At 70.8% G+C, this 21,363-nt stretch carries 21 protein-coding genes and 1 tRNA gene; 12 read left to right on the top strand and 10 right to left on the bottom strand.

Annotation, left to right across the window (positions count from 1 at the left end):
• Window positions 1–142 precede the first annotated feature (142 nt).
• From QZ607_RS06895 to lspA, 4 genes are all read left to right on the top strand, one after another.
• A complete protein-coding gene (locus tag QZ607_RS06895; protein WP_295881162.1) occupies window positions 143–1,261 on the top strand; it encodes a PHB depolymerase family esterase in 1,119 nt (372 codons plus the stop codon).
• Between the two features lie 228 nt (window positions 1,262–1,489).
• Window positions 1,490–1,777, top strand: a complete 288-nt coding sequence (locus QZ607_RS06890) for a hypothetical protein (RefSeq protein ID WP_295881161.1) — start codon at window positions 1,490–1,492, stop codon at window positions 1,775–1,777.
• A 180-nt stretch (window positions 1,778–1,957) separates the two neighbouring features.
• Window positions 1,958–2,824, top strand: a complete 867-nt coding sequence (locus tag QZ607_RS06885) for a sirohydrochlorin chelatase (protein WP_295881159.1) — start codon at window positions 1,958–1,960, stop codon at window positions 2,822–2,824.
• 213 nt (window positions 2,825–3,037) lie between these two features.
• Window positions 3,038–3,541 carry a signal peptidase II gene (gene lspA, locus QZ607_RS06880; RefSeq protein ID WP_295881156.1) on the top strand — a complete coding sequence of 168 codons (504 nt, stop codon included), beginning with the start codon at window positions 3,038–3,040 and terminating at the stop codon, window positions 3,539–3,541.
• A 49-nt stretch (window positions 3,542–3,590) separates the two neighbouring features.
• Here lspA and QZ607_RS06875 read toward each other — a convergent pair whose 3' ends face one another.
• From QZ607_RS06875 to QZ607_RS06850, 6 genes are all read right to left on the bottom strand, one after another.
• A complete protein-coding gene (locus QZ607_RS06875) occupies window positions 3,591–3,869 on the bottom strand; it encodes an oxidative damage protection protein (RefSeq protein WP_295881153.1) in 279 nt (92 codons plus the stop codon).
• Window positions 3,866–5,038, bottom strand: coding sequence for an A/G-specific adenine glycosylase (gene mutY / locus QZ607_RS06870; RefSeq protein ID WP_295881152.1), 1,173 nt, complete (start codon window positions 5,036–5,038; stop codon window positions 3,866–3,868). Before mutY ends, QZ607_RS06875 begins: the two co-directional genes overlap by 4 nt.
• Window positions 5,039–5,056: 18 nt before the next feature.
• Complete coding sequence (locus QZ607_RS06865; protein WP_295881151.1) at window positions 5,057–7,207, bottom strand: AsmA-like C-terminal region-containing protein; 2,151 nt, start codon at window positions 7,205–7,207, stop codon at window positions 5,057–5,059.
• Window positions 7,204–7,515, bottom strand: a complete 312-nt coding sequence (locus QZ607_RS06860) for a DUF2007 domain-containing protein (RefSeq protein WP_295881150.1) — start codon at window positions 7,513–7,515, stop codon at window positions 7,204–7,206. Before QZ607_RS06860 ends, QZ607_RS06865 begins: the two co-directional genes overlap by 4 nt.
• 14 nt (window positions 7,516–7,529) lie before the next feature.
• Window positions 7,530–7,603, bottom strand: a tRNA-Gly gene (locus tag QZ607_RS06855).
• 295 nt (window positions 7,604–7,898) lie between these two features.
• Complete coding sequence (locus QZ607_RS06850) at window positions 7,899–9,734, bottom strand: long-chain fatty acid--CoA ligase (RefSeq protein WP_295881148.1); 1,836 nt, start codon at window positions 9,732–9,734, stop codon at window positions 7,899–7,901.
• A 139-nt stretch (window positions 9,735–9,873) separates the two neighbouring features.
• Between QZ607_RS06850 and thiS the strand changes: the two genes are divergently transcribed.
• The 3 genes from thiS to QZ607_RS06835 all read left to right on the top strand — a co-directional run bounded on the left by thiS (window position 9,874) and on the right by QZ607_RS06835 (window position 11,692).
• Window positions 9,874–10,074 carry a sulfur carrier protein ThiS gene (thiS, locus tag QZ607_RS06845; protein ID WP_295881146.1) on the top strand — a complete coding sequence of 67 codons (201 nt, stop codon included), beginning with the start codon at window positions 9,874–9,876 and terminating at the stop codon, window positions 10,072–10,074.
• Between the two features lie 198 nt (window positions 10,075–10,272).
• Entirely contained in the window at window positions 10,273–11,085 is an 813-nt protein-coding gene (locus tag QZ607_RS06840) for a thiazole synthase (protein ID WP_295881144.1), read from the top strand.
• Window positions 11,086–11,119: 34 nt separating this feature from the next.
• A complete protein-coding gene (locus tag QZ607_RS06835; protein WP_295881141.1) occupies window positions 11,120–11,692 on the top strand; it encodes a Uma2 family endonuclease in 573 nt (190 codons plus the stop codon).
• A gap of 70 nt (window positions 11,693–11,762) precedes the next feature.
• Here the strand turns inward: QZ607_RS06835 and QZ607_RS06830 are convergent, their stop codons facing one another.
• Both QZ607_RS06830 and QZ607_RS06825 read right to left on the bottom strand, forming a co-directional pair.
• On the bottom strand, window positions 11,763–12,347 hold the full coding sequence (locus QZ607_RS06830; RefSeq protein WP_295881140.1) for a Uma2 family endonuclease: 585 nt from the start codon (window positions 12,345–12,347) through the stop codon (window positions 11,763–11,765).
• Window positions 12,348–12,402: 55 nt separating this feature from the next.
• A complete protein-coding gene (locus QZ607_RS06825; RefSeq protein WP_295881138.1) occupies window positions 12,403–12,990 on the bottom strand; it encodes a class I SAM-dependent methyltransferase in 588 nt (195 codons plus the stop codon).
• Between the two features lie 191 nt (window positions 12,991–13,181).
• On the opposite strand from QZ607_RS06825, the gene trmB reads away from it, so the two are divergent.
• From trmB to QZ607_RS06805, 4 genes are all read left to right on the top strand, one after another.
• Entirely contained in the window at window positions 13,182–13,928 is a 747-nt protein-coding gene (gene trmB / locus QZ607_RS06820; protein ID WP_295881136.1) for a tRNA (guanosine(46)-N7)-methyltransferase TrmB, read from the top strand.
• 220 nt (window positions 13,929–14,148) lie between these two features.
• A complete protein-coding gene (locus QZ607_RS06815; protein WP_295881134.1) occupies window positions 14,149–14,793 on the top strand; it encodes an ATP-binding cassette domain-containing protein in 645 nt (214 codons plus the stop codon).
• Window positions 14,790–15,593 carry an iron export ABC transporter permease subunit FetB gene (fetB, locus tag QZ607_RS06810; RefSeq protein WP_295881133.1) on the top strand — a complete coding sequence of 268 codons (804 nt, stop codon included), beginning with the start codon at window positions 14,790–14,792 and terminating at the stop codon, window positions 15,591–15,593. The genes QZ607_RS06815 and fetB overlap by 4 nt, the downstream gene beginning before the upstream one ends.
• A gap of 59 nt (window positions 15,594–15,652) precedes the next feature.
• Window positions 15,653–17,044, top strand: coding sequence for a Rieske 2Fe-2S domain-containing protein (locus QZ607_RS06805; RefSeq protein ID WP_295881131.1), 1,392 nt, complete (start codon window positions 15,653–15,655; stop codon window positions 17,042–17,044).
• Window positions 17,045–17,153: 109 nt separating this feature from the next.
• Here QZ607_RS06805 and QZ607_RS06800 read toward each other — a convergent pair whose 3' ends face one another.
• Together QZ607_RS06800 and QZ607_RS06795 are read right to left on the bottom strand one after the other, a co-directional pair.
• Window positions 17,154–17,999: a bifunctional 2-polyprenyl-6-hydroxyphenol methylase/3-demethylubiquinol 3-O-methyltransferase UbiG gene (locus QZ607_RS06800; RefSeq protein WP_295881129.1), complete on the bottom strand. Its 846-nt coding sequence runs from the start codon at window positions 17,997–17,999 to the stop codon at window positions 17,154–17,156.
• A complete protein-coding gene (locus QZ607_RS06795) occupies window positions 17,996–18,940 on the bottom strand; it encodes a hypothetical protein (protein ID WP_295881127.1) in 945 nt (314 codons plus the stop codon). Before QZ607_RS06795 ends, QZ607_RS06800 begins: the two co-directional genes overlap by 4 nt.
• 329 nt (window positions 18,941–19,269) lie before the next feature.
• Between QZ607_RS06795 and QZ607_RS06790 the strand changes: the two genes are divergently transcribed.
• On the top strand, window positions 19,270–21,357 hold the full coding sequence (locus QZ607_RS06790) for an NAD(+) synthase (protein WP_295881125.1): 2,088 nt from the start codon (window positions 19,270–19,272) through the stop codon (window positions 21,355–21,357).
• Window positions 21,358–21,363 lie beyond the last annotated feature (6 nt).

Here is a 21,363-nt window from a genome sequence, read left to right as displayed (position 1 = left end):
CGTGGCAGGAACCGGATCACGGAGATGTGAAGCGATGCCTTTCCAACGCTTGAGCGCCCGGTTCGAAACGCTGCTCCTGGCGGCCATTTGCACGCTCCCCCTGCACGCCCCGACCGCCATTGCCGACCCGGGAAGCTTACCGATGCTGGCCGTCGATCCGTCCGGGATCTCGGTCTCCGGCGTGTCCTCCGGCGCCTACATGGCGGTGCAGTTCCATGTCGCGTTCTCCGACGATGTCATGGGCGCCGGCGTCGTCGCGGGCGGCCCGTACTACTGCGCGCAGGGACTGGTCAGCTATGCGCTCAAGCGCTGTATGGACACCGCGCTGGGACGCCCCGACGGCGCCGCCCTCTTTCGCGAGGCGCAGCGCCTGGCAGATCAGGGACTCATCGACGCCACTGCCAATCTGGCGGATGACAGGGTCTACATCTTCGCGGGTCGCCGGGACCCCGTGGTCGAGCCCGCCGTTGTCGCGGAGACGGCGGATTTCTATCGGGCGGCGGGGCTCACGGCGGAGCACATCGCCTACATCGACGACATCGGCGCCGGGCACGCCTTCATTACCACCGACCATGGCCTCGCCTGCGCTGCGACGGACGCCCCGTTCATCAACGACTGCGACTACGACCAGGCCGGCGCCATCCTCCAGGCGATCTACGGCGAGCTCCGGCCACCGTCGGCCGACCTGAGTGGCCGCTTCCTGGGGTTCGATCAAAGCGCGTTCATCTCGCAACCGCGCCGGCACAGCATGGGCGACACGGGCTATGTCTATATCCCGGCCGCCTGCGAGCAGCCTGGCGCGGCGTGCCGGCTCCATATCGCCTTCCACGGCTGCAAGCAATCCACCGCAGACATCGGCGATCAGTTCTACAGGCGCGCCGGATACAACCCCTGGGCCGACGCCAACCGCATCGTCGTCCTCTACCCCCAGTCGGTGGCGGGTCCGGGCAATCCGAACAGCTGCTGGGATTGGTGGGGCTACGGCGATGCCGCCTACCACACCCGCGCCGGGCCGCAGATGGCGGCCGTGGCGGCGATGGTCGCGCGGCTCGCGGCCGCCCCGGAATCGCCGGCGGCGCCGCCGTTCTGCCGGGTCCATGCCGGCACGAACTACAGCCACTGGACCGCCGGACGCGCGCACCTCTGCAGCTTCTGGCTCATCTGTGCGAACGGATCAGACGAGCATCTCGGCTGGCCCTACAGCCGCACGACCCTGTTCGAGCAGCCGGAAGGACACTTCAGCACCACCGCATGCCCCTGACACACGCGACCCGGGCTGTGCGCACCCGTACGCAGACCAATGCCCCAAATCCTGCCGCGGAGGGCCACCAGCCCGTGCGCTGAAGTCGGTGCGCTGGACCGCTGCCAGCGAAGCATGGTCAAGGCGAGGGGCTGCACAGAGCGGTGACGTACTGCCGGAGCCAGCACCACCGGGCGTATAGTCACCCTCCACTCACCACTGCGCCGGAGCCGGCCGGAGGACCCGTTCATGCACATGCCATCCCGCTTTGCCGCTGCACCCCTGCTCCTGGCCGCGCTCCTGCTGCCGGGATGCGGCGACCAGTCCACCGATGCAACCGAAGGCCAGGCCGGCGAGCCCCTGGACCTGCCGGCGACCCCCGACCAGCTGGAGAAGCTGGACGCGGTGGTGGAGCGCTTTCCGGAGGTCAGACCCCTCGCCGAGCAGGCCCGGGCCGACGGCACCGTGACCGAGTTGGAGATCATCGAGGTGCTGAGCGAGGCGGAGAAGGTAAAGGCGGCCCGCGGCGGGGAGTGATGGGCGCCCGGCGTGGCGGCAGGTCGCGACGCTGCGGCGTCGCGTCTCGGGCAGCGCCGCGATGCAATCGGGGCGACGGGGGCAACGCGCCGACGCCATCTGAGTGTGCGCCCCTGCTGGCAAGATCCGGCCGCCGCCTCCATAACACGGGCATCGCCTAAGCTTCCTGTGCAGTTCACGATGCTCCTCCTGCTCGACAACGGCTCCCGCCGCGCCGCCGCCACCCTGAACCTCCGCCGCCTTGCGCGCCACCTGGGCGAGCGCCTGGGCAGCGACATCCAGCCCGTCTCCGCCCAGCACTCGTCGCGCATTCCGCCCGAGCAGCTGGACGGCGTGCCGGCGCAGACGCTGGAGCCCTTTCTGCGCGAGCAGGCGGCCGCCGGCGAGCGCAGCTTCGGCATCGTGCCGCTGTTCTTCGGGCCGAGCCGTGCCATCAGCGCCTTCGTGCCGGAGGTCGCCGGCCGTGTCGCGGCGGAGCATGGGCCCATCGAGGTCCGTGTGGCCGACCCTCTGTGCCCGCTGCCGGCGGGCGAGCCGCTGCTGGTGCAGATCCTCGCCGACAACGTCCGCTCGGCACGGGACGGGCTCGGCGCGGCGGCCACAGATGTGCTGCTGGTGGACCACGGCTCGCCGCTGCCGGCGGTGACGGCCGTGCGCCACTGGCTGGCCGAAGGTCTGGCGGCGGAGCTGAGCAACGGCGCGGGCGCCGACCTGCGGGTGGGCGAGGCCGTGATGGAGCGCCGCGAAGGCGCCGAATACGCCTTCAACGGCCGCCTGCTGGCGGAGGCGCTGGCGGACATCGGCGCGTCCGCGACGGGGCAGCAACCCCGGCATGTGGTGCTGGCGATGCAGTTCATTTCCCCGGGGCGGCACGCCGGGGCCGACGGCGACATCGCGGAGATCGTCGCCGCGGCCGAGGCCGCGCACCCGGGGCTCAGCGTGCGGATCAGCGGACTCATGGGCGAGCATCCGCGCTTTGTGGATGTGCTCGCCGCTCGTGCGGCGGGGCTCGGCACCCGCCAACCGATGGAGCTGCCGGCGGACTGAAGTGCGGCTCACCCAGGTGCCGACTGAGGTCGGCACACCCAGGTGCGGCCTCGCGGCTCCCGCAGGTGTGTGCCAGAGCCCGGCCCAAGCCACTGGTTCCAGACCACTGGTTCAGACCACTGGCCCAGACCACTGGCCCAGACCACTGGCCAAACCGATCACACGCCGCCACAATGCGCGGCCCATGTCCACGCCTGACCCCGAACCATCCCCGTGAAGCAGTGGCTCTGGCTTTCCGTCGTCGTGCTGGTCCTGGACCAGGCCAGCAAATGGCTGGTGCTGGCAACGCTGCAGCCCTATCAGGTCATCGAGCTGCTGCCGCATCTGAACCTGACGCTCATGTTCAACACCGGCGCCGCCTTCAGCCTGCTCTCGGACGCCGGCGGCTGGCAGCGCTGGCTGTTTGCGGCCTTCGCGCTCGCAGTGACACTGGTGCTGGTGCTGTGGCTGCTGCGGCTCAGGCCCGGCGAGGGCTGGCTTGCGGCGGGGCTCGCGCTCATCATCGGCGGCGCCGTCGGCAACCTCATCGACCGCATGCTGCTCGGGCACGTGGTGGACTTCATCCAGGTCTATCTGCCCTTTATTCCGCTGGCCCTGTTCAACCCCTGGCCGTCGTTCAATGTCGCCGACAGCGCCATCTCCGTCGGCGTCGTGCTGCTGATCATCGAGAGCCTGCGCGGCCAGCGCACGGACGGTGCCGCCGCCGAGGGGCGCTGAGGCCCCACCCGGCGGCGACGTCTATGCCTTCCGGCCGGGTGCAGCCCGGCTAGGACGACTCCTTCGGCGGCACGTAGCCTTCGGGCATCACGGCGCCCTCGCCGAAGAAGTACTTCTCCATCTGCTCTTCCAGGAACTTGCGCGCCTTTGGGTCCATGGGGCTCAGGCGGTTTTCGTTGATGAGCATGGTCTGGTGCTTGAGCCAGTCGCCCCAGGCCTGCTTTGAGACATGCTCGAACACGCGCTTGCCGATCTCGCCGGGGTAGGGCTGGCGCGCCAGTCCTTCGGCCTCGTGGCCGAGCTTCACGCAGTTGACCATTCGCGTCATTGGGGTTCTCCGTTGTCGTGGGATAGGTCGTCGGCACCGCGGCGCTGCAGCTGTCGACAGGCATCGGCGAGGAGCCGGGCGATGGGGGCCGGCAGCCCGAGGTCGCCGGGCTCGCCCGGGTCCACCCAGGCCGCGGTCGGCTCATCCCCGAGCCGCACCGGGGTCGCCGACAGGTGCAGCAGTGCCGCGTCGATGTCCAGGTGAAAGTGCGTGAAGGAATGCCTGCGCGGGGGCAGCATTTCAAGCCGCGCGAGGTCGGCCCCCAGGCGCTCGCGGCACCAGTCCGCGGCAGCCTCGGGCAGGGGGCGGTCCAGCGCCGCCAGCGCCGGCGGCACCCAGAGCCCACCCCAGACGCCGGCGGGCGGGCGGCGCTCCAGCAGCAGGCGCCCGTCCGGCGCCATCGCCAGCAGGAGCTGGGTGCGGCGGACCGGGTTCCGGCGCCTGGGCTTCGGCGCCGGGAAGTCCCGCTGGGCACCGCGGTGCAGGGCGATGCAGTGCGCCGCCAAGGGGCAGCGCCCGCAGGCGGGCTGCGCGCGGGTACAGAGCGTGGCGCCCAGGTCCATCATGGCCTGATTGTAGGCGGCCACACGCATGTGCGGGGTCAGCTGCTCTGCGAGCTGCCAGAGCGCCGCCAGCACATCGCTGCGCCCGGGCCAGCCCGGCACTGCGAAGCAGCGCGCCAGCACCCGCTTGCAGTTGCCGTCCAGGATGGGCTCGCGCTCGCCATGGGCCAGGGAGCGGATGGCGCCCGCGGTGGAGCGGCCGATGCCGGGCAACGCGGTGAGCGCGGTCATATCCCTTGGCAGCTCGCCGCCGTGGTCGTCCAGCACCAGGCGCGCGGCCTTGTGCAGGTTGCGGGCGCGGGCGTAGTAGCCGAGGCCGGACCACAGGTGCAGCACCGCATCCAGGTCGGCCTGCGCCAGCGCGGCGAGGTCCGGAAAGCGCGCCATGAAGCGCTCGAAGTAGGGGATGACCACGGCCACCTGGGTCTGCTGGAGCATGATTTCCGAGACCCAGACCCGATACGGCGTCGCCGGGCGCTGCCAGGGCAGGTCCTTGCGGCCGTGCAGGTCGAACCAGGCGAGCAGCGCCGCGGCGAAGTCGGCGGGCTGCCAGGGCGCCGCGGGCAGCCGCGCGAGCAGGTCCGTGGGTGCACTGCTGTCCGGCATCCGGCGAACCGCGTGGGCTCAGAGGCCGAACAGGCTGCGCAGGCCCTGCTCCAGCCCCTGGACGCCGGTGGCCTCTTCCAGCTGCTCCAGCACGTTGCCGTCCTTGTCCAGATGGCGGCGGGCGGCGCGCCGGGCGGCCTCAGCCACGGCCGGGCCGAGCTGTGCGTCCACCTTGGGTGCGGCGAGCGGGCCGGCGACGCGGATCGGCACCTGGATGCCGGCGAGGCCCTTGAGGTCCGGGCCGTCCGGCGGCTGCTCCAGGGTGGCGGCGAGATCCGCCGCCAGGCTGCCGTTGGCGACATCGAGCTCGCCCACCCCGGCGAGGCTGAAGAGCTGCGCCTGTCCCTGGATGTCGCGGCTCGCGAAGACACCCCCCTGGGCCTGCGCGCTCAGGCTGAGGCGGGAGACGGCGAGCAGGTCCGGCGTGACATCGAGCCCAACGGTGCCGAGCAGCGGCCCGAAGTCCGTCGCCGCCCGGTCCAGCGCCGCGACGCGGCCGTCGACCACGGCCAGGCGCAGGGTGCCGGAGAGGTCGCTGCGCAGGGCCGCCGCATCGCTGCCCGTCGCCGCCAGCTCCGCGGTCAGGTCCACAGTGCCCGTCATCTGCGGCTCACCCTGAAGATCCGCCAGCAGCGCGCCGAGGTCGGCACCGGAAATGCGCGCGCGCAGCGTCTGCCGCGGCGGGGCGCCGGCATACTGCATCCGCTCCAGGCGGGCATCGAGGCTGCCGCCGTAGAAGGCCCCGGCGGCCACATCCACAATGCCGTGGTCACCCTGCCGCTGGGCGGTTATGCCGAGATCCGCAAAGGCCAGGCCGGCGGCGCGCAGTTGTTCCGTCACCAGGTCCAGCGACAGGTCCGGGGCGGTGTCCGGCGGCGGTTGGATGGGTAGCTGGGGCTGGGGTAGCTGGGGCTGCGGTATCTGGGGCTGGGCAGGTCCGTCGGCTGCGGCCGTGGTGACCGGCGCACAGGATGCCGTGCCGGCGGCAGGCGCGCTCGGCGCCGGCGCCGCGAGGTAAGGGTCCAGGTCCAGGCTGTCCAGCCGCAGCGCCAGGGCGGTGCGCGGCGTCGGCCGGAAATAAAGGCTTGCAGCGGCGCGGGCGCGGCTGTCGTCCAGCCGCAGCGCGAAGGCGGCGATATCGAGGCGATCCGGCATCAGCCGGAAATCGCCGGCGGCGGCAACGCAACGCCACCGGTCGGCACGCCCCGGCAGCGGCTGGTCGGCGTGCCCGGCAAGCCAGCTGCGCAGGTCCAGCGGCGCCAGGCCCAGGCTGCCGTCCGCGGTGAGCCCTTGGGGTGTGAGCGCGGCTGAGGCATCTGCGGAAATGACCAGCCCGCCCTCCATCAGCGCGATGCCTTCGAGGCGCCAGGCGCCGTCGGCATCGCGGACCGCGCGCTCGATGCTCAGCACCGGTGCGAGGTCGCGCAGGGTGCCGAGATGCAACCCCTTACCGGTGATCCGCACCGGCGCCAGCGTCAGCACCGGCAGGGCGCTGGTCTCGGCAGTTGCCACCAGGGCCAGGGTAGCGCCGGAACGCGCTTGCGTGCCGGCCAGGGGCATCTCGGCGGCGATGTCCAGCGGCCCGGTCTGCGCCGCCTGCGGCGGGACGCCGGGCGCGGCGAACAGGGGCCAGGCGAGGCGGCGGGCGTCTGGGGGATAGCTCAGCGTCACCCGGGCGTCCTCAGCACCGAGGTCCGGCAGCGCGACCCCGGCGGGTCGCGGCGGCAACGCCGCGGCGTCCAGCGCCGCGAGGCTGAAGTCGATGCCCGTGGCTTGCAGCAGCACCGGCTCGGCGCGCCCCATCAGCAGCGCCGGCAGCGCAAGCTCCAGGCGCATGCGCTCGGCCGTGGCAAGGACGGGGGCGGCTTGGTCCGACGCGGACGCGGCAACAGGCGGCGGCGCGGGCGGCGGCCCCAGGACCCGCACCGGACCGAGCACGATGCGCGGGCGCGGCAGCAGGTGCAGGTCGGAGACCGTGTCGATGCGCACCGGCAGCCCGAGCGCGAGGGTCGCTTCCGCCTGGATGCGCGCGCGCAGCCCTTCCCGGTCCACCAGCAGCGGCGCCGCCGCCAGCAGGCCCACCAGGGCCAGCACCAGCAGCCCGGCGAGTGCCAGCGCCCAAGCGGCGGGTGACCGGAGCGCTTTGCGGCGCGGCGGCGCTGTGCTCATGGTCGCTCGCCGCCGCAGCGCCAGCAGAGGTCGAAGCTGCCGTCCACCAGCTCGCCGCAGCCGCGGCAGACCCAGGAGCGGGTGGGCTCGCGCTGCCGGTCGTCGAGGAAGCGCTGGAGCAGCTCCCGGGCGCGGTCCAGGTCCTCGTCGTGCACGATCCAGATGCTTGGGTAGATGTCCGCCGGCAGCTCGCCCATGGCGCCGGAGAGGTAGTCGCCCAGGATGGTGTTGTCGACCAGATGCCGGTCGAGGAAGTCGCTCAGCAGCTGGGCCTCGATGCGATTGCCGGCCTGGTAGAGTCGCTGCATGGCGCTGGGGAGACTGGAGCGGGTGATGGGAATCGAACCCACGTCATCAGCTTGGGAAGCTGAGGTTCTACCATTGAACTACACCCGCGTAGGGCCGGGATTGTAGGCACGCCGATGGGCAGACGGCAAGGGGGGAGCCTGTGGGGTGGCGGGATCGGGGTCGGGGTCGGGGTCGGGGTCGGGGTCGGGATCGACCGATCCGGTCCGCGTCGCCGACTGCAAGTCGGCGCCCCCAACGTGGCCGACTGCAAGTCGGCGCCCCCAGCGTGGCCGACTGGAAGTCGGCGTCCCCAGCGTGGCCGACTGGAAGTCGGCGTCCCCAGCGTCGCCGACTGCAAGTCGGCGCCCCCAGCGGGGCCGACTGGAAGTCGGCGCCCCCAGGCTCAAGCGCGCTCGCCCGCGTACATGCGCTCGACGGTGTCCCCGTAGCGCTCCAATACCTGGTTGCGCTTGATCTTCATGGTCGGGGTCTGGAGGCCGTTGTCGATGGTCCAGGGCTCCAGTGTCAGGCCCACGCGGCGGATCTTGGCGTAGCCCGGGAAGTCGGCCAGGGTCTCGCGCATGCGCCGCAGGATCTCCTTGTGCAGCGTGGCGTCGTCCAGGCTGGCGGGGTCGTCGGGCGCCAGGCCCAGCTCGCGGGCGAGCCCGGGCCAGAGGTCCGCGTTCAGCACCGCGAGTGCGCTCAAGTAGGAGTGGCCCTCGCCGATGACCATCACCTGCTCGAACAGCGGGTCCATGCCGAGCGCCATCTCCATGTCGCCGGGCGGGACCTTCTCGCCGTTGGAGAGCACCAGGATATCCTTGATGCGGCCGGTGATGTAGAGATAACCGTCCTCGATGCGGGCCTGGTCGCCGGTGCGCAGCCAGCCGTCGGCGCCGATGACCCGCGCCGTCGCCGCGTGGTTGTTCCAGTAGCCCAGCATGTTGCAGGGCCCCATCACCTGCAGCTCGTCGTCCGGGCCGATGCGGGCACGGATGCCGCGCAACAGCCGGCCGACGCTGCGCGGGCGGTTGTCCTCAAGCGGGTTCACGGAGATGACGGGGCTGGTTTCCGTGAGGCCATAGCCCTGCAACAGCGGCAGGCCGAGCCCGATGAAGACCCGCCCCACCTCGAACGGCAGCGCCGCGCCGCCGCTCACCGCCGCGCGCATGCGCCCGCCGAGCCGGGCCATGACGGGCGCCGCCACCTTGCGCTTGAGCAGTGGCCAGAGCAGCAGCTTGGGGTGCCAGCCGCGGCGGCCCTGGCTCACCTCGAAGCGCAGCCAGCCGATGTCCACGGCAAGCCGGAACAGGCGCTGCGCCAGCCCGGAACGCTGCTGGAGCTGGTCCTGGATGCGCTGGTGGACGCGCTCGAACACCCGCGGCACGGCGATGATCACCGTCGGGCGGATGACCTGGAGGTCCTCGCCGAGCTGGGTGACGGAGCGGGCATAGGCCACCTCTGAGCCCGCCATCATGGGCAGGAACAGGCTCGCCATGCGCTCCAGGGTGTGCGACAGGGGCAGGAAGGACAGGAACACGTCCTCCTGATAGACATCCACCACGGTGACGGCACCGTGGGCGTTGCTCAGGATGTTCCGGTGGCTCAGCATCACGCCCTTGGGCCGCCCGGTGGTGCCGGAGGTGTAGACGATGGTGGCGAGCGCGTCCGGGTCGCCGTCGCGCTGCTCCGCGGGCAGCCGGTGACCTGCCTCCGCCGCCGGCAGCCAGTCCGCGGCGGCCACGGCACGCCGGTCCTGGGCCGCCTGCTCGCGTGCGCCCTCGCGGCCGTCCACGATGACCACCAGCGCCGGCCAGGGGTCGTCGCCGATGACCTCGGCGAGGCGCCGCCAGCGGTTGGCGTCCTGGATGCAGAGCAGCTTCACCGCCGCATCCTGAAGAATATAGGCCGCGTTGTCGGCGCGGTCGTCGGTGTAGAGCGGTACCGTCACCAGGCCGAGCGACAGCGCCGCCTGGTCGATGATCACCCACTCCGGGCAGTTGCGCAGCAGGATGGCCACGCGGTCGCCGGGCTCCAGGCCCGCCGCCGCCATGGCCTCGCGCCAGCGCGCCACCTGCGCCGCAGTCTCGGCCCAGGTGAGGGCCTGCCAGTCGTCCGACCGGCGCTCGAACCAGCGATAGGCCACGCGCTCCGGCGAGCGGCGCACGCGGTGGTGAAACAGGCCGTCGAGCGTGCGTGCGCGCTCGACGGGGATCAGATCCTCAGACCAGGTGGCCAACTGTCCGTCCTCGTCATGCTGCGGTGGTCGCCAGGGGGCGGCGCGCCGACTCGGTGGTATTCTCGTACTGCTGCGAGTCGCGAAGTCTATTGTAAAATCCCACGCATCACACCTACGCCAGTGTCAGCGGATCGGCCCCATGCAGATCATCGTCAATGGTGAGGCCCGGGACATCCCGGACGACCTGGACATGGCCGGCCTCATCGAGCAGCTCGAGCTCGGCGGTCGCCGCATCGCCGTGGAAGTGAACCGGGAGCTCGTCCCACGCAGCACCTTCGCCGGCCACCGGCTGCGCGACGGCGACCGGGTGGAGATCATCCACGCCGTCGGCGGCGGCTGACCTGCCGGACGCGCCTTCAGCGCCGGGGCATGCGCCCACGCGACAGCAACAGGCAGGGTCGGCGCCTGGGTCCGGCGCAGGTGCCGCAACTGCGCCACCCAGCTTCAGCCCCTGTTTGCGGCAGGCGCCAAAAGTCACGCCGCTGCGGCCGGCAAGGCCGGCCGCCGGGGCCCCACAGCTTCAACACCAGAGACCGCGATGCCCCAAGACCAAGCGCTCACGCTCAATCCCGCCGCCGCCGGTTTCACCGTCGCCGGCCGCAGTTTCACCTCCAGGCTGCTGGTGGGCACCGGCAAATACAAGGACATGGACGAGACCGCCCAGGCCATCGCAGCCAGCGGTGCGGAGATCGTCACCGTCGCCGTGCGCCGCAGCAACATGGGCCAGAATCCGGACGAGCCGAACATCCTGGACGTGCTGCCGCCGGATCGCCACACCATCCTGCCGAACACCGCCGGCTGCTACGACGTGGACAGCGCCGTGCGCACCTGCCGCCTGGCGCGCGAGCTGCTGGACGGCCACAACCTGGTGAAGCTGGAGGTGCTGGGGGACCAGAAGACCCTGTTCCCGGATGTGCTCCAGACCATCGAGGCGGCCCGGGTGCTGGTGGCCGACGGCTTCGACGTCATGGTCTACACTAACGATGACCCGATCATCGCCAAGCAGCTCGAAGACATCGGCTGCTGCGCCGTCATGCCGCTCGCGGCCCCCATCGGCTCCGGCCTCGGCATCAGGAACCCGCTCAACATCCTCACCATCGTCGAGAACGCCTCGGTGCCCATCCTGGTGGACGCAGGCGTCGGCACCGCCAGTGACGCCGCCGTGGCCATGGAGCTCGGCTGCGACGGCGTGCTCATGAACACCGCCATCGCCGCCGCCAGGGACCCGGTGCTCATGGCGGGCGCCATGCGCAAGGCCATCGAGGCCGGCCGCGAGGCCTATCTGGCCGGCCGCATGCCCGCCAAGCGCTTCGCATCGGCGTCCTCACCCATCGAGGGGACCTTCTTCTGACCAAAGCCGCAGCCACCGCACAACGGAGCTGACCATGTCCCAAGCGCTCCCCGTCGCCCGCATCCCGGTCGCGGATTATCTCGATGGGGAGCGCACATCCGAGATCAGACACGAGTATGTCGATGGTCGCGTCCACGCGATGGTCGGCGTCAGCAAGACCCACAACCGCCTGACCAAACGCCTGTCTCGCCTCGTCGATGACCGCATCGGCGGCATGCCCTGCGAGGCATTCACCAGCGATGTCAAGGTCCGCATCAAGACGCTGGAAACGGAGCGCTTCTACTACCCGGACGTGCACATCGAGTGCGAGCCCTACACGGCAGACCCGTACTATTCCGATCACCCGGTGCTGGTGATCGAGATTCTTTCCAAACGGACGGAGCGCAAGGATCGCCCCGACAAATTCTACGCCTACCGCAAGCTGCCGAGCCTGCGGGAGTACGTGCTCGTGGCCCAGGACGAGCCCAGGATGGAAGTCTACCGCCGCGAGCGTGACTGGGAGCTGGAGGTCTATGGCGCAGGGGACCGGCTCCGGCTCGGCAGCATCGCCGGCGAGCTGGCCGTCGATGACGTCTACCGGGGGATCGAGCTGTCCACAGACGGCTGATCGGCATCGATTGACGTGCCGATGTCGATGGGCTCGTCCTTGCTGCTGATCGCAATCGCGCCCGACCAGCTCAATCGGCCGCGCCCTCCGTCGGCTCGAAGCTCACATCCTCGTAGACGGCGTCCAGGTCGCAGGCGAAGCCCAGCGATGCCAACCGCAGCTGCCCGCCCTCCGGCACGGCCTGGAACAGCCAGCCATCGTCGCGGCGGGAGAAAACCTCGACGCTGCGGCTGCGGGAGTCCACGAGGACGTAGTCCTTGAGCATCTGCAGCTGGCGGTAATGGGCAAACTTGGCACCGCGGTCGTAGCCCTCGGTACGCTCGGACAGGACCTCGATGATGACGCTCGCGCGCTGCTTGGCGGTGCGGCGGCCGGCATCGGCCGGGTCACAGGTGACAAAGACGTCGGGGTAGAAGTAGGCGTCCGCCCGCTCGACGCGCAGCTTCATGTCGGCGATGTAGACACGGCACGGGCCACCGCGGACATGCGCGCGCAACAGCGCAAAGAGGTTGCCGGCAATGGTGACGTGCTCGTCGCCGGCGTCGGCCATGGCGAAGACCTCACCGGCGATGTACTCGTGCTTGACGGGCGACCCGGCCTCGCCGGCGAGATAGTCGTCGACGGTGATGTAGGGGATTTCGGCGAGATTGGACATGGCGGGTCCGGTCCGGCGGTTGGCCCTGAAGATTAAGGCACGTCCGCCGCCGTGATCAACCGCCAGGCTTCAGCAGGGCCGCGGAGAAGTCCCGGTGCAGATAGCCGTCGACGATGGTCACCGCAGCGCCCAGCTCCGCGGCCCAGGCCTCCACCTCCGCCGGCTGGCGGTAGTTGAAGGTCTGGGAGGTGTCCTTGCCGCGCAGCAGGTTGAACGCGAAGCCCATGCGTGCTGCCGCGTAGCAGCGCGCGACGGCCGTGCGGGTCTCCTCCAGCGTCAGGTTGTTGAGCGCGCCGCTGCAGACGTACCAATCGGCTGATGGCAGGGGGTCGGACAGCACATCGGCCCGAATGATCTCGGCGCCGGTGCGCTCGCGAGCCACCTCGACCATGCGCTCGTGGAGATCGATACCGATATAGCCGCCGGGCGCCTCGCCATGCTCTTGCAGGTAGAGCAGGAAGTCGCCGAAGCCGCAGCCCAGGTCCACCAGGGTCACCCCGGCGAGAACCTCCGGCAGCAGCTCCCGCAGCACCCGGAAGCGGGCGCGTTGCGAGTCGGCGGATTGGTAGTGCAGGCCCTCGGCGGTCTCCCCGCAGCGGGCGAGCTCCCGGTCGTAGAAATCGTGGACGCTGATGCGTGGCATGGTCGCCTGTATCGGTTACGCGCTCGGGCTGGTGGTCCCGGTAGAATGGGCGCGCATCATAGCGCCGGGCCGCCCGCCGCGCAGCAGCCGGGCGACGGCGGTCGCCGCGGCACCGATGCTGCGGTGCTACCTGGCGCAGGTGCGTTGTACCCACCCCCGATTTAGCCCAGCCAAATCGCCCCAGAGCCACTGTGTCCGATGTTGCAAGTCCCGATTCGCCGGCGGCGACCGAGCCGGCCAAGCCCCCGCATCACCGCCCGGTGCGCAGCTTCGTGCTGCGCGAGGGCCGGCTCACGGCGGGGCAGCAGCGGGCCTTCGAGACCCTTTGGCCCCGCTTCGGCGTGGACTGGCAGCCGGGCACCGCGCTGGACCCGGCGGCGCTGTTCGACACACCGCAGCCGTTGGTGCTGGAGATCGGCTTCGGCAACGGCGAGTCGCTGGCGGCGCAGGCCGCGGCCGCGCCCGAGCGCAATTTTCTCGGCCTGGAGGTGCACCGGCCCGGTGTCGGGCACCTGCTGCTGGCCATCGAGCGCCTTGGGCTCGGCAATCTGCGGGTCATGCGCGCCGACGCCCGGGCCCTGCTGCGACCGCCGCCGGAGGGCGGGCTCCCGGCCGCGAGCCTGGCGGCCGTGCAGCTCTTCTTCCCGGACCCCTGGCCCAAGAAGCGCCACCACAAGCGTCGCATCGTGCAGCCGGACTTCATGCAGGATGTCTCCCGGGTGCTGGCTCCAGGCGGCATCTTCCACGCGGCGACCGACTGGGCGCCCCATGCCGAGCACATGCTGACGGTGCTGGAGGCCATGCCGGCGTTGTTCGAGAACACCGCGGGCCCAGGGCACTTCGCCAAGCGACCCGCGAGCCGACCGCCGACCAAGTTCGAGCGCCGCGGCGAGCGCCTCGGGCATCAGGTCTTCGACCTGGTGTACCGTCGCCGCTGACGCTGCCGCGAGCATGCCCCCAACACCCAGCCCCGAGCCCCCAGCCTTCCAATGCAGCGCTGTCGACACATGCGGCCAGGCCCATCTGCCGTCGGCGGACTGAAGTCCGCCGACCCCAGGGTGCCGACTGAAGTCGGCGTACCCAGGGCGGCCTTGCGACTGCCGCAGTGGTCCATCCGCCACTGGACCTGAGCTCGACACCGCCAAGGCCGTCCGCCCGATGTCCGCGCTGCGCCTGCAAGCCCTGCAACTGCGTCTGCTTGAGCCCATTGACCTGACCGTGGAGGCGGGTGAGCTGGTGTTCCTGTGCGGCCCATCCGGCGCCGGCAAGAGCCTGCTGCTGCGGGCCATTGCGGACCTGGACCCGAGCACCGGCGAGGCCTGGTGCGACGACACCGCACGCTCGGCGCTGCCGGCGCATGCCTGGCGCCGGCGCGTCGGGCTGCTGCCGGCGGACTCGGGCTGGTGGGCGGACCGCGTCGGTGTCCATTTCCCGCCGGCCGAGAGCGCGGAGCACGACCCGGCGGCACTGCTCGCGCGGCTGGGCTTCGGTCCCGAGGTGCTGGACTGGGAAGTGCGCCGGCTCTCCACCGGCGAGCGCCAGCGCCTGGCCCTGGCGCGACTGCTCGCCAACCGCCCGGAAGTCCTGCTGCTCGACGAGGCCACCGCCAACCTGGACCCGGAGAACCGCGCCCGCGTGGAGGCCGTCATCGGCGACTACCGCGCCGAGCGGGCGGCGGCGGTGCTCTGGGTGAGCCATGATCCGGAGCAGCGCGAGCGCATGAACGGCCGCCGGCTGGTGATCCGCGATGGCCGCATCGAGCCGGAGCTGCAGGCGACGGATGCCGCGGAGACCGGCCGGTGAGCCTGATCTCCCTCGGCCCCTTCGACCTGGCCCTGGCCGCCGCGCTGGTGCTGCTGCTGGCGGCGCTGTCCTGGCGCCTCAGGCTCGGCGTGGAGCGGCGCATGCTCGTCGCCGCCGCCCGCAGCACCGTGCAGCTGGTGCTGCTGGGGCTGGTGCTCAAGGTGCTGTTCGACACCACCAGCCCATGGCTCATCGGCCTGCTGGCGGCGGTGATGCTCTCGGTGGCGGGCTTCGAGGTCATGGCCCGACAGACCCGGCGCTACCGCGGCCCCTGGGGCTACGGCATCGGCGCGCTGTCCATGTTCCTGTCGTCCTTCAGCATCACGGTGCTGGCGCTGACGCTGATCATCCGCGTGGAGCCCTGGTACCAGCCGCAGTACCTGATCCCGCTCCTCGGCATGCTGCTCGGCAATACCATGACCGGCATCGCCGTTGCCCTGGACGGCCTCACCCGCCAGGCCCACGACAACCGCGAGCGCATCGAGGCGCGGCTCATGCTCGGCGCCACCTGGGGCGAGGCCATCGCCGACATCCGCCGCGACGCCCTGCGCGCGGGCCTGATCCCCATCGTCAACGCCATGGCCACCGCCGGCCTCGTCAGCCTGCCGGGCATGATGACGGGCCAGATCCTCGCCGGCAGCCCGCCCATGGAGGCGGCCAAGTATCAGCTGCTGATCATGTTCCTGATCGCCGCCGGCACCGGCCTCGGCAGCCTGGCGGCGGTGTGGATCGGCTCGCGGCGGCTGTTCGATGAGCGCGAGCGGCTGCGGCTGGATCGGCTCGCAGCGGGCCGGCGCTGATGTGCCGCAGCAGCACCCGCACAAGCATTTGAGACAGCAAGCACCACCGGGAGACGCACATGAGCCTGGAACGCCTTGCGACCACAGCCGACCCGCACGGCAGTGCGGCACCGAGCGCTGACCCCGAGCCCGCCGCCAAGCGCTTTGACTGGCGCCAGCACTGGTACCCCGTGGCCTTTGTTCGGGATCTGCTGCGGGACCGGCCGCACGCCTTCTCGCTCTACGACGAGCCGCTGGTGCTCTTCTTCGACGGCGCCGGCCGGCTCGGCTGCCTGCGCGATCAGTGCGCTCACCGGGCTGCGCGACTGTCTGACGGCTGCCTCCGCGACGGTCGGCTGGAGTGCCTGTACCACGGCTGGCAGTACGATGTGGACGGCGCGTGCCGGCACATCCCACAACTGTCCGCGGGGCGGAGTATTCCACCGAAGGCGGCGGTGACAAGCCATCCGGTGGTGGCGGCACAGGGCATCGCCTGGGTCTGGCCGGGCGACCCCGCGGCGGCGGACGAGGCCCTGCTGCCGCTGGTGGACGAGCTGGATGCGGACGGCGTGACCCGGGTGGACTTCCAGATGGACCTGCCCTACGACCAGAGCTGGTTCATCGAAAACGTCATCGATATTGCGCACATCCACATCGCCCACGACGGCATGCGCGGCGGCGGCCACCGGCACCTGGCGGGGCCGCTCCAGTTCGACGTGTTGCAGAACGACGCCCGCGGCATCATTGCGCGCTTTCGCTCGGATCCGGGCTCGGACGCCGGGCGTGCGCCGTCGGCGCCGGACCAAGGGCCGCTCGAGGACGCGCGCATGGAGTTTCACGCCCCCAATCTGGTGCGCTACCGCTCGGTATACCGGGACCGGAGCCGCATTGCCGGGCTCGCCCTGTACTCGATCCCCCTCGGGCGCAGCCGCTGCCGCATGCTCTACCGCAAGTTCAGCAACTTCACCTCCAGGGCCGAGCGCCGCAAGCCGCGCTGGCTGGAGCACTGGACTCAATGCACCATCCTGGAGCAGGACATGGGCGTGGTGGTGGGCCAGCACGCCACCGTGGAGGGCGCGGACCAGCCGCTCAAGGACCTCTGGCTGCCCATCCGCAGCTCGGACCCGCTGGTACTCGCCTACCGCCGCTGGCTGGACCGCCACGGCGCCTCCCTGCCCTTCTACCGCGGCCTCGACACCGCCAAGGACCCGACACCGCCGCCCGACCCGGCCGCGGGCGGCGAGGACCCGGTGGACCGCTACCGGCTGCACACGCGCATCTGCGCCACCTGCTCACGCATGCACCGGCGCCTGACCACGCTCGGCCGTATGCTGCCCTACACCGGCGCCGGGCTGCTGGTGGCAGCGCTGCTGCTGCCGGGGCAGGCGGTCACCGCGACGCTGGCGGGCCTCGGCGGGCTCGCCTTCGCCGGCGGCGCCGGAGCGGACTGGATGCGGCGGCGCTTCGAGTAGGCGGCAACGGGTGAATGCCGGCTGATGGGAGCAGCATCCCCGCCGCGAGGCCCGGTTGCCGGCGCCCGGGAAACGATCGCGGCCTGGAGGCCGCTCCCTTGACGATTGCCTAAGCGTCCGCGGATTTCTGCACCAGAAACACGAAGAAGCCTGGGAAGTAGCGCCCCTCAGCCAATCGCTGCCGGGCCAGGTCCCGGAAGCCCTCCTCCAGCGCCAGCACCCTGTCCACAGACTCGATGGGCTCGAAGCGGTTGATGGACGTGCTGACCAGCGTCGTGCCCTCGGCCTGAAGCAGCGGCAGCAGCTCGGCGAGGGTGTGCTGGGTCTCGTGCGGATGCAGCACCTGGTCGCGGAACCAGGAGCGCGCGTGCAGGTCATCCGCGAGCGACGGATGCAGCGCCCGATAGGCCGCGAACAGCTCGTCGTCGGTGGCGCCGCGCTCGCGCAGGTCGCGAAAGTGCCGCAGGAAGGGCTCCCGGCCCGGGCCGTGGTAGAGCCCGATGAAGGCATGGCCGCCGCGGGCGACGCAGTGCCGCAGCACATGGCGCAGCGCCGCGTGGCAGTCGATGGTGTGGTGCAGCACGCCCAGGGACACCACGACCTCGAAGGCCACATCGGGCCGGAACAGGAACAGGTCCGCCACCTCGAACCGCGCCGCTGAGCCGAGCGCCTCGCCCACGGCCCGGGCGCGCTCCACGGCCACCGGGTTGAAGTCGATACCGAGCACGTCGGCCCCCTGGTGCACCGCCGCCGCATGGCTGAGCCAGCCGCTGCCGCAGCCCACCTCCAGCATTCGCGTGCCCGGCTGCAACAGGGGCTTGAGCGGCGGGTAGGCCTCCAGGCTGTTGCGCCGGCGCACCGCCGCGGCCTGGTCCTCTGCCGATGACTGGTAGTTGAACGGCAGCGCCTTGTAGAAGGCGAGGACGGCGTCGCTGGCTTGGGTGTCAGCCCTCATGCGGTGGCGGCGCCCATGGTCTGGTCCGGCTGCCGCCAGGCCGCGACCTGGGCTGGGTAGAGCGCGGTCAGCGCATCCAGCAACTGTCCGGCGATGAGCCGGTTCGGCAGTCGGCCGGCGTGGATGAAGTCCCGCGCAAGGCCCGTGGAGGGCTCGTCCCGGTGGGCGTCGATGAGGGCGTGGATGCCGGGGCCGACGATGCGCCGGGGCTCCCGCAGCAGCCCCAGCAAGGGCTCCAGATGACGGGTGTAGGCCTCGGTGACGAACAGCCAGGGCACCCCCGCGTCGTCGCAGAAGGACTCCCAGGTCTTGATGTTGACCAAGAGGTTCATCAGGTTGTTGGCGGGGTTGCAGATGGTGCGTGCCGCGCGGTGCATCGCCGAGCGCTCCGGGTCCAGCAGCCGGTGCTGCCAGTGCGGCCTGGCGTCCACCGTGAACGGCCGGCCGGTCTCGCCGAAGAGCTCCCGGCGGTTGATCGGGAAGGCCGTCAGCACCAGCAGGTGCGGGCGCATCACCGGCAGCACGGAGCACAACAGCCGCGTCACCAGGTCCGGGCTGGAGCCGCCGACGCCGAGGTTCCAGTGCGTCACCGGGCGGCCGAGTGTCGCCGCGAGGTCGCGCGCCAGCACGGCGAGGAAGGTGTCCGGCTCCGGCAGCGCGGCGCCGAAGAGGCCGCTGGAGCCGATGCCGACCAACCGGAAGCTCGGGTCTGCGGCCCAGTCGCGTCCGGCGAGCTCGGGACATCGGTAGCCATCGCTGTTGATGTGGTATTCGACGTCCTGCGGACCGATGCTCGCGTGCGGGCGCTTGCGGAAATTCGCGGCTGAATCGACGCTGTACCAGTGCATCCGCCCCACCCGGTCCGGGCGCAGGTCCGGGCTCGGCGGGATGCGACGGCGCGAGAGGAGATAGGCCGGCGGCTGATCCAACACGACATCCATGGCGATGGCTGGCCCTGTTGCCGATGTCTATCGGCGGCGGCCTCGGGGACCTGAATCAGAAATGCGGGTAGATGTAGGGATCCTCGTCCTTCTCCTTGCGCTTGCGCTTGCGGCGGTCGAGGAACGCCTTGAAGGAGGCCTGCAGGTTGTTCCAAAGGGCGGCGAGCTTGCTCATCACGGACCTATGTGTACAGCGTTGATCGGTGGGCCTGGCTGACGCGTTCGATGTGGGGCGAAACCTTAGCAATTGATCGGGGTGAACCGCAATCACCGCGGGCCGAGTGCACGTAGAATCGAGCTATTCGCAGACACGCTGACGAGCGGGCACCATGGGCAACGACGCGGGCCGGGAACGGCGGCCGGACTTCCTCAACCTCTACCGCCACGGCCTGATCCGCGCCGCAGTGTGCGTGCCGGAGGTCCGTGTCGCGGAGCCCGGCTTCAACGCCCGGGCCACCATCGAGCTGGCCCGGCAGGCACATGCCGCGGGCGCCGTGCTGGCGCTGTTCCCGGAGCTCGGCCTCACCGCCTACAGCAACGACGACCTCTTCCATCAGCAGGCACTGCTGGAAGCCGGCGTGGCTGCGCTCGCCGAGGTGCTCGACGCCAGCCGCACCCTGCGTCCCCTGCTGGCGGTGGGCCTGCCGCTGGCCGTGGACGGCCGGCTCTTCAACTGCGCGGTGGCGGTGCATGGGGGCCGGGTGCTGGCGGTGACGCCGAAGACCTATCTGCCCAACTACCGGGAGTTCTACGAGAAGCGCCAGTTCGCGGGCGCCGACGCCGCCGTGTCCACGGACATCGAGCTGCTCGGCCAGCGCGTCCCCTTCGGCAACGATCTGCTGCTCACCGCCGCCAATGTGCCGGGCCTCAGCCTGCACATGGAGCTGTGCGAGGATCTGTGGACGCCCATTCCACCCAGCACCTATGCGGCGCTCGCTGGTGCCACAGTGCTGCTGAACCTCTCCGCCAGCAACATCACCATCGGCAAGGCGGCGTATCGCAATGACCTGATTGCCGCGCAGGCGGGCAAGTGCATTGCCGCCTATCTCTACTCCGCCGCCGGCCCCGGGGAGTCCACCAATGACCTGGCCTGGGACGGCCATGCGGTGGTGTTCGAGCAGGACCGGCTGCTGGCGGAGTCCGAGCGCTTCCCGGCCGGCGCGCAGCTGGTGCTGGCGGACATCGACCTCCAGCTGCTGCAAGCCGAACGTCTTCGCACGACAAGCTTCCACGACAACGCCGCAGCTCACAGGGAGCGCGTGCGCGACCTGCGGCGGGTGGCCTTTGAGCTTGATCTGCCAACGGGCGACCTGGACTTGAGGCGCCAGTTGCAGCGCTTCCCCTACGTGCCGGCGGCCGCCGCCGAGCGCGATGCGCTCTGCTACGAGGCCTACAACATCCAGGTGCACGGGCTCGCCAAGCGGCTTGCGGCGAGCGGCATCCAGCGCGTCGTCGTCGGCGTCTCCGGCGGGCTCGACTCCACCCAGGCGCTCTTGGTGGCGGCGCAGACCATGGACCGCCTCGGGCTGCCGCGGGCCAACATCCTGGCGTACACCATGCCGGGCTTCGCCACCAGCACTGAGACCCGTGACAACGCCCGGGCGCTGATGCGCGCGCTCGGCGTGACGGCCGGGGAGATCGATATCCGCCCGTCCTGCGAGCAGATGCTGAAGGACCTGGGCCACCCTTATGCCGACGGCGAGCCGGTATACGACGTCACCTTCGAGAACGTCCAGGCCGGCGAGCGCACCAGCCACCTGTTCCGGCTCGCCAACCACCACGGCGGGCTGGTGCTCGGCACCGGGGACCTGTCCGAGATCGCGCTCGGCTGGTCCACCTACGGCGTCGGCGACCAGATGTCCCACTACAATGTCAACGCCTCGGTGCCCAAGACCCTGATCCAGTACCTGATCCGCTGGGTCATCGCCACGGGCCGGTTCGACGCCGCCACCAACCGAACGCTGCAAGCCATCCTGGACACCGAGATCTCCCCGGAGCTGGTGCCGGCGGGCGGAAGCGATGACAACGGCGGCGCCGGCCTCCAGAGCACCGAGGCCAGGATCGGCCCCTACGAGCTACAGGACTTCAACGCTTTCTGGATCACCCGCTACGGGCTCAGGCCCAGCAAGGTCGCCTTCCTCGCCTGGCATGCCTGGCGCGACCGCGACACCGGCGACTGGCCGGACAACCTGCCGCCGGAGCGCCGCAGCCAATACGACCTGGCCACTATCAAGCACTGGCTCAGGGTCTTCTGCCGGCGCTTCTTCCAGACCAGCCAGTTCAAGCGCACCTGCATGCCGAACGGACCGAAGGTCGGCGCCGGCTCATTGAGCCCGCGCGGCGACTGGCGGGCGCCGAGTGACTCAGAGCCGGATGTTTGGCTGGAGGAGCTGCGGCGGAATGTGCCGGATGCTTAGGCACTC

It is taken from the genome of uncultured Thiohalocapsa sp. (assembly GCF_913063425.1).
GTDB lineage: Bacteria > Pseudomonadota > Gammaproteobacteria > Chromatiales > Chromatiaceae > Thiohalocapsa.
The sequence above is the reverse complement of the archived record's forward strand: the minus strand, read 5'-3'. Positions and strand labels throughout refer to the sequence as shown.

Bases quoted from the DNA above. Each gene is read 5' to 3' on its own strand.
- QZ607_RS06895 (WP_295881162.1), top strand. From the start codon at position 143: ATGCTGGCCGTCGATCCGTCCGGGATCTCGGTCTCCGGCGTGTCCTCC.
- QZ607_RS06890 (WP_295881161.1), top strand. From the start codon at position 1,490: ATGCACATGCCATCCCGCTTTGCCGCTGCACCCCTGCTCCTGGCCGCG.
- QZ607_RS06885 (WP_295881159.1), top strand. From the start codon at position 1,958: ATGCTCCTCCTGCTCGACAACGGCTCCCGCCGCGCCGCCGCCACCCTG.
- QZ607_RS06875 (WP_295881153.1), bottom strand. From the start codon at position 3,869: ATGACGCGAATGGTCAACTGCGTGAAGCTCGGCCACGAGGCCGAAGGA.
- mutY (WP_295881152.1), bottom strand. From the start codon at position 5,038: ATGCCGGACAGCAGTGCACCCACGGACCTGCTCGCGCGGCTGCCCGCG.
- QZ607_RS06865 (WP_295881151.1), bottom strand. From the start codon at position 7,207: ATGAGCACAGCGCCGCCGCGCCGCAAAGCGCTCCGGTCACCCGCCGCT.
- QZ607_RS06860 (WP_295881150.1), bottom strand. From the start codon at position 7,515: ATGCAGCGACTCTACCAGGCCGGCAATCGCATCGAGGCCCAGCTGCTG.
- thiS (WP_295881146.1), top strand. From the start codon at position 9,874: ATGCAGATCATCGTCAATGGTGAGGCCCGGGACATCCCGGACGACCTG.
- QZ607_RS06840 (WP_295881144.1), top strand. From the start codon at position 10,273: ATGCCCCAAGACCAAGCGCTCACGCTCAATCCCGCCGCCGCCGGTTTC.
- QZ607_RS06835 (WP_295881141.1), top strand. From the start codon at position 11,120: ATGTCCCAAGCGCTCCCCGTCGCCCGCATCCCGGTCGCGGATTATCTC.
- QZ607_RS06830 (WP_295881140.1), bottom strand. From the start codon at position 12,347: ATGTCCAATCTCGCCGAAATCCCCTACATCACCGTCGACGACTATCTC.
- QZ607_RS06825 (WP_295881138.1), bottom strand. From the start codon at position 12,990: ATGCCACGCATCAGCGTCCACGATTTCTACGACCGGGAGCTCGCCCGC.
- QZ607_RS06815 (WP_295881134.1), top strand. From the start codon at position 14,149: ATGTCCGCGCTGCGCCTGCAAGCCCTGCAACTGCGTCTGCTTGAGCCC.
- QZ607_RS06805 (WP_295881131.1), top strand. From the start codon at position 15,653: ATGAGCCTGGAACGCCTTGCGACCACAGCCGACCCGCACGGCAGTGCG.
- QZ607_RS06800 (WP_295881129.1), bottom strand. From the start codon at position 17,999: ATGAGGGCTGACACCCAAGCCAGCGACGCCGTCCTCGCCTTCTACAAG.
- QZ607_RS06795 (WP_295881127.1), bottom strand. From the start codon at position 18,940: ATGGATGTCGTGTTGGATCAGCCGCCGGCCTATCTCCTCTCGCGCCGT.
- QZ607_RS06790 (WP_295881125.1), top strand. From the start codon at position 19,270: ATGGGCAACGACGCGGGCCGGGAACGGCGGCCGGACTTCCTCAACCTC.